Source organism: [Pseudopropionibacterium] massiliense, assembly GCF_900607225.1.
Taxonomy (GTDB): Bacteria; Actinomycetota; Actinomycetes; order Propionibacteriales; family Propionibacteriaceae; genus Arachnia; species Arachnia massiliensis.
Genome location: NZ_LR027842.1, coordinates 500,686 through 505,846, shown reverse-complemented (window position 1 = coordinate 505,846; position 5,161 = coordinate 500,686). Strand labels below are relative to the sequence as shown.

Below are 5,161 nucleotides of genomic sequence, written 5' to 3'. Positions count from 1 at the left end.
ACGGATCCGGGTGGTGCGTCCCCTCCAGGATCCGCCGCTGCTGAGGCGCCATCGGTTCCCGATTGTTCAGGACACACCTCCCATGTGTTCCCGGAGGGTTCTACGATCATCCACATCCTCGGGGCGGCCACCACAATGCTGCACCGTTCCCACGATCGGATCGGGTACGCAGCACCCGCCAGGCGGCGCGGCCTGCGTCTGGTGCGCTTCGAGCACAGGCATGACTCCTATGACGGGCCAGATCCTTCTTGCCGGGAAGGGGTGTAGAACCCTGGTGTGTGGATGGCCTCGTGTGACACCAACTACTCCCTTCAGCTACTTGGGGAGCCCTTGCACAGATTCTCTAGACTTGCTATCACCGGCCTCCACCCCTGGGGTCCCCGCAGCGAATGTGGCAGGGGTGTCCCGGGAACACTCCCAGAACCTGTCCTGCACCCGGAACCTCAAGGGGCCCGATGCGGCATCGAATCCTGCCGGGCCTTGCCGGTCAGGGTCCGGCGTTTCAGGCGTGTTCGCATCGGCTGCCACACGGGCTGATACCCGCACTTCCCGCCGTTACGGTGTATCCCCCTGAGACACCACTGAAACCGATCTGCCAATCCGGTCCGCGATCCGCCGCAGCGAACATCCCTCCTTCAACCCTTTCGCGATCGCCGCCCGGTCCTGCATCATCAACATACGCCGCACCAACAACCCCCTCCCTGACAAGCACTGTTGCCACGACCCTATGACACCGCCGCCAAGCATTCGAAACCTTCATCCGAACAAACACATTCCCCTACCGCCTCACAAAATAATTTTGTTTAAAGCACACTATGAGGCTTATTCACAGGCGGGGCAACGGCTAGCGCAATGCTCTGGTGATCGCGTCCTGAAAATTGCGGCCAACTCTGGTGGTTTCGACATGAACTGCTCCTCCGTCGCGGTCCGGCTCAACCAGCTTCGGAGCAGCTGTGAATAAGCCTCTATAGCTGTTCACCCGGATTATTTCACAGACCACGTATCAACCAAACGCCCCCTTAGCATCTGTGAACGGTCATCCACGGCCCGTAATTTATCTGACTGGCTGTCGATGGAATGGGGCGCCCCGGCTCCGCTGCGGGTTTTTCACAGCTGGATGGCCGCCAGGCAGGCGCGGTCCTCCGGACCCGGGCGTCGGATGACGAACCGGGGCGGGAACGACCCGGAGTAGGGCCTCACCAGGTGGGGGAGCTCCGCGGCCAGCTGTTCGAACCAGACCCGGTGGACGACGGTGTTGCCATCCATGAAATCCACCCGGTGGACCCGGGGAATGCTGGTAGTTTCCACGTTCAGGGGAACCACGGAGACGGTCGCCACGTCGTCGCCGACGAACACTCCCAGGAATTCACCCATGAGGTCGACACCCACGTCCGTCCCGCCGCGACGGTGGAACGCGTTCACGTAGGCGCGATGACTGATCCTCTCCGCGTTGAACCTGAGCGTGTGCAGGCGGCGCAACACGGCTGTTTCCAGGCGTGGAACGTACTCCCGCCACCTGCCGTCGACGACGACGTGCGGAACCGGGTGGACGGTCTCCCGGGCATCGATCCGGGGTTCAAGCAGGTCCAGGAGCTTTCCCCAGTGCCGGGTGGTGGAGTCGACCAGCCACAGGTCCTTGCGAGAAGCGGGGATCGCCACCCACGGGATCCCCGTCCTGCCGGAGTAGTACTCCAGGGCTCTGGCGACGTATCCGGGTCGGGCGAACCACGACACCTCGTAGGCAGGCGGGTTTCTGCACGGCCACGATCCCGGAGTCGTAGCCCATGTCATCGAGCAGCATGTCCTTGGCCAGGGCCCTGAAGTTCTCCAGGACCCTGCTCCGAAACTGGAAGTCCTCGAATTCGGTCCGTGGACGAGGCAGTTCGCTCTCCATGACGATCCGCATGTTGGACGGCTCGTCGATGGCCATCCCGATGCCGATGAGGTCCGTGAGTGTCCCCACCCGCGCCGCCTGCGCCTCGCCGTGCTCCGTGAAGTAGGAGGCGTCGCGCACGATGGGAACCACGTTCGTCAGGTCGAGCGGGGGACGGGTGATGCTCTGCTGCCACATCTCGTCCACGTGCCGGTGCACCTGATCGACGAGCTCCTGCTCGGAGGTCCCGGTTCCACGGGCCGAGAAGAGATCCGGGTTGATCCCCAGGCCCGTGCCGTCGGTCATCCGGAAGTGGACCATCCCGAGTTCCATGAACCTCTCGGGCTGCGGTTGCGGCACCTCGGCGACGGCCGGGTGGAGGGAGATGGTCCTGATGAGTTCTTCCGGCGTCATGCTTCGAGCTCAAGGATCCCCGGCTCACCCCGGTTGTGCAGCACTCAAACCGGGAAAAGGCCCGTTCGGGCCCCGATTCCGGCTTGAGCGCTGCGCAACCGGGAAACCTTCCAGGTACCTCATCCGCGCGGGGCGAACATGATCACCCCCGCCCCGATCAGGCAGATGCCGGCGCCGATGAGGTCCCAGTGGTCGGGCCGGTAGCCATCGGCGACGATCCCCCACACGAGCGCCCCGGCTATGAACAGTCCCCCGTAGGCGGCCATGATCCGCCCGAAAGACGATTCCCCCTGGAAGGTCACGATCAGCCCGTAGAGGGCCAGCACCAGGAATCCGCCGCCGGCCCAGAGCCAGCTGCGGTTGCCCCTGATCCCCTGCCACACCAGCCAGGTACCACCCAGCTCGGCGGCTGCGGCCAGGACGAACAGCACCACGGTACGAACGACACCCACGCCTGCACCCTACGCGCCCCGCCCCGCCGAGGCGCAACGCTTCTGCACGCCACATCATCCCCCGGGGCCCGAATCCCTAGACTGGCCCCAACCGAACCAGGAGACTGCGACATGAAGGTACTCATCACCGGCGGGGCTGGTTACATCGGCAGCACCGTCGCCTCCGCCTGCGAGGACGCGGGCCACGACGTCGTCATCCTCGACGACTTCTCCACCGGACGCCGCGAGTTCGTAGGCGAACGCCCCCTCTACGAGGGCGACATCGCCGACGACGCCCTGCTGAACCGCCTCTTCGACGAGCAGCGGATCGACGCCGTCGTGCACTGCGCCGCGAAGATCATCGTTCCGGAGTCCGTGTCCGAGCCGCTGACCTACTACGAGAACAACGTCGCCAAGACCGTCACCCTGCTGGCCGCCCTGCAGCGCAACGGCGTCGAGCGATTCCTGTTCAGCTCCTCCGCATCCATCTACGCCCCCGACGAGAACTTCGTGGTCACCGAGGCCTCACCGCTGCAACCCGGCTCCCCGTACGCGCGCACCAAGTTCATGGTCGAGCTGATCCTCGAGGACTTCACGCGCGCCAGCGACGTGCGGGTGGCGTCCCTGCGCTACTTCAACCCCATCGGCACCGACCCGAAGCTGCGCAGCGGCCAGCAGCTGGAGAAGCCCTCGCACGTGCTGGCGAAACTCCTCGAGGCCTGGGTGAACAAGGAGACCTTCACCGTCACCGGCGTCGACTGGCCCACCCGCGACGGCTCCGGCATCCGCGATTTCATCCACGTCTGGGATCTCGCCCGGGCACATGTCGCGGCCCTGGAACACTTCGACGAGGCCACCGCCACCGACCCCTACCAGGTGTTCAACATCGGCACGGGCAACGGCGTCACGGTCAAGGAGCTGGCGGCCTCCTTCGAGGAGATCACCGGCGACCCGCTGAAGGTTCGTTTCGGTGATCCCCGCCCCGGCGACGTCGCGGGCGTCTACACCATCTCCACCAAGGCGAGGGACGTCCTCGGGTGGGAGGCGGAACTCACCGAGACCGACGCCGTGCGCGACGCCATCGCCTGGCTGCCCGTACGCAAGGAGAAGCTGGGATATTGAGGGATCTCAGGACGGGTCGGTGGCCTCGGCCCAGAGCTGGCGGCGCTGCTCGGCGCGGCGCCGCTCCAGCAGGCTCGTGGCCACGCAGACGCCCGCCAGCAGGAGAATGGTCCAGAAAAGTTTGCGGATCATGGTGACAAACCTACCTTCTCGGAAGTAATTCCGGATGGAATTCGAGACCGGGGTGGGGGTGGTTCGGGGTGATCCGCGACCACGGTCCGACGCCGCTCCTGCGCACCCCTGAATAGGCTTGCCGACCATGATGGCCGATCTCTCCGAAGCGCATCGTCGCCTGCTGGTGGATGCCGCGACGGCGCTGGGAACGTTTCTGTTCCTGGTGCTTCCCATGGTTGCGCTGGGGCTTCCGGAGGGGACTGCCGTGTTCGGCTGGTCGACCTTGATGGTCGCCTCGTTGGCGTTTCGGCGCGTCAACCCACTGCTGGCCGTGGTCGTGTGCGCGGTGGCGGGCACCGGAATGGTGTTGCAGGTTTCCACCCCCGTGCCCGCGATGCTGGTGGTGCTGCTGGTCGTCTTCTCGGCGGCCAGGCACCTGAACCTCACCGCGGGGCTGGTGGTGATTCCCCTCGGGATCGCCGCCTCCATCCTCGGGCCCCTGTCCTGGCTGGGACGGATCCCGGAGGGCCACCGGTTCCTGGCGGGCGGGTTGCTGAGCCTGCTGTGCCTGTCGCTGATGACCAACGCCTACCTGCTCGGCAGGCGGGTGGCGGTGCAGAACCACGTGACCAGACTCGACGAGACCCTCGCGGAGGAGCGTTTCCTGGCCGGGGCCCGCAGCGCCCAGGAAGCGACGGAGCTGGCCGAGGACAGGGCCCGCACCGAGGTGGCCCGGGAACTGCACGACGTGGTGGCGCACTCGTTGTCGGTGATCGTCGTGCAGGCCGAGGGGGCGAAGGCCCTGGCCACCAAGAAACCCGAGGCGGCCGTCGAGGCACTGAACGTGATCGCCCGCACGGGCCGCAGCTCGATCGGGGAGATGCGCCGGATCGTCTCCCTGCTCCGGGGCGAGTCGGACGCCTCCTTCGGGCCGTCGCCGTCGCTGCCGCAGATCCCGGAGATGGTGGCCAAGGCCGGCCCCAGGATCACCCTCGAAATACCGGAGGAGCTGCCTCCCGTCCCGGATTCGCTGGGTTTGACCGCCTTCCGTGTGGTGCAGGAGTCGGTGACGAACTTCCTCAAGCACGCGGGTCCGACCGCCCGGGCCACCGCCACGATCGTCTGCGAACCGGAGGCCATCGACATCCGCGTCACCGACGACGGGGTCGGCGTCCAGGCCTCCACCGAGGGGCGGGGAGCCGGGGTG

7 protein-coding genes are annotated in these 5,161 nt (G+C 66.0%); 2 read left to right on the top strand and 5 right to left on the bottom strand.

From position 1 onward, the window contains the following. Positions 1-555: 555 nt before the first annotated feature. The 4 genes from E0E39_RS16735 to E0E39_RS02140 all read right to left on the bottom strand — a co-directional run bounded on the left by E0E39_RS16735 (position 556) and on the right by E0E39_RS02140 (position 2,739). A complete protein-coding gene (locus tag E0E39_RS16735; protein WP_425470699.1) occupies positions 556-669 on the bottom strand; it encodes a helix-turn-helix domain-containing protein in 114 nt (37 codons plus the stop codon). A gap of 438 nt (positions 670-1,107) precedes the next feature. Next, the gene (locus E0E39_RS02150; protein WP_130873274.1) at positions 1,108-1,659 is read right to left on the bottom strand and encodes a hypothetical protein; all 552 of its coding nucleotides are present in this window, start codon (positions 1,657-1,659) and stop codon (positions 1,108-1,110) included. Then, on the bottom strand, positions 1,577-2,287 hold the full coding sequence (locus E0E39_RS02145) for a hypothetical protein (RefSeq protein WP_130873273.1): 711 nt from the start codon (positions 2,285-2,287) through the stop codon (positions 1,577-1,579). Before E0E39_RS02145 ends, E0E39_RS02150 begins: the two co-directional genes overlap by 83 nt. Positions 2,288-2,406: 119 nt before the next feature. Beyond that, positions 2,407-2,739, bottom strand: coding sequence for a YnfA family protein (locus tag E0E39_RS02140; protein ID WP_130873272.1), 333 nt, complete (start codon positions 2,737-2,739; stop codon positions 2,407-2,409). Positions 2,740-2,850: 111 nt separating this feature from the next. Between E0E39_RS02140 and galE the strand changes: the two genes are divergently transcribed. Beyond that, a complete protein-coding gene (gene galE, locus E0E39_RS02135) occupies positions 2,851-3,840 on the top strand; it encodes a UDP-glucose 4-epimerase GalE (protein ID WP_130873271.1) in 990 nt (329 codons plus the stop codon). A 6-nt stretch (positions 3,841-3,846) separates the two neighbouring features. On the opposite strand, the gene E0E39_RS16525 is transcribed toward galE, so the two are convergent. After that, a complete protein-coding gene (locus E0E39_RS16525; RefSeq protein ID WP_281275563.1) occupies positions 3,847-3,972 on the bottom strand; it encodes a hypothetical protein in 126 nt (41 codons plus the stop codon). Positions 3,973-4,099: 127 nt separating this feature from the next. Between E0E39_RS16525 and E0E39_RS02130 the strand changes: the two genes are divergently transcribed. After that, on the top strand, positions 4,100-5,161 hold a 1,062-nt coding region (locus tag E0E39_RS02130; protein ID WP_130875599.1), incomplete at its 3' end, for a sensor histidine kinase.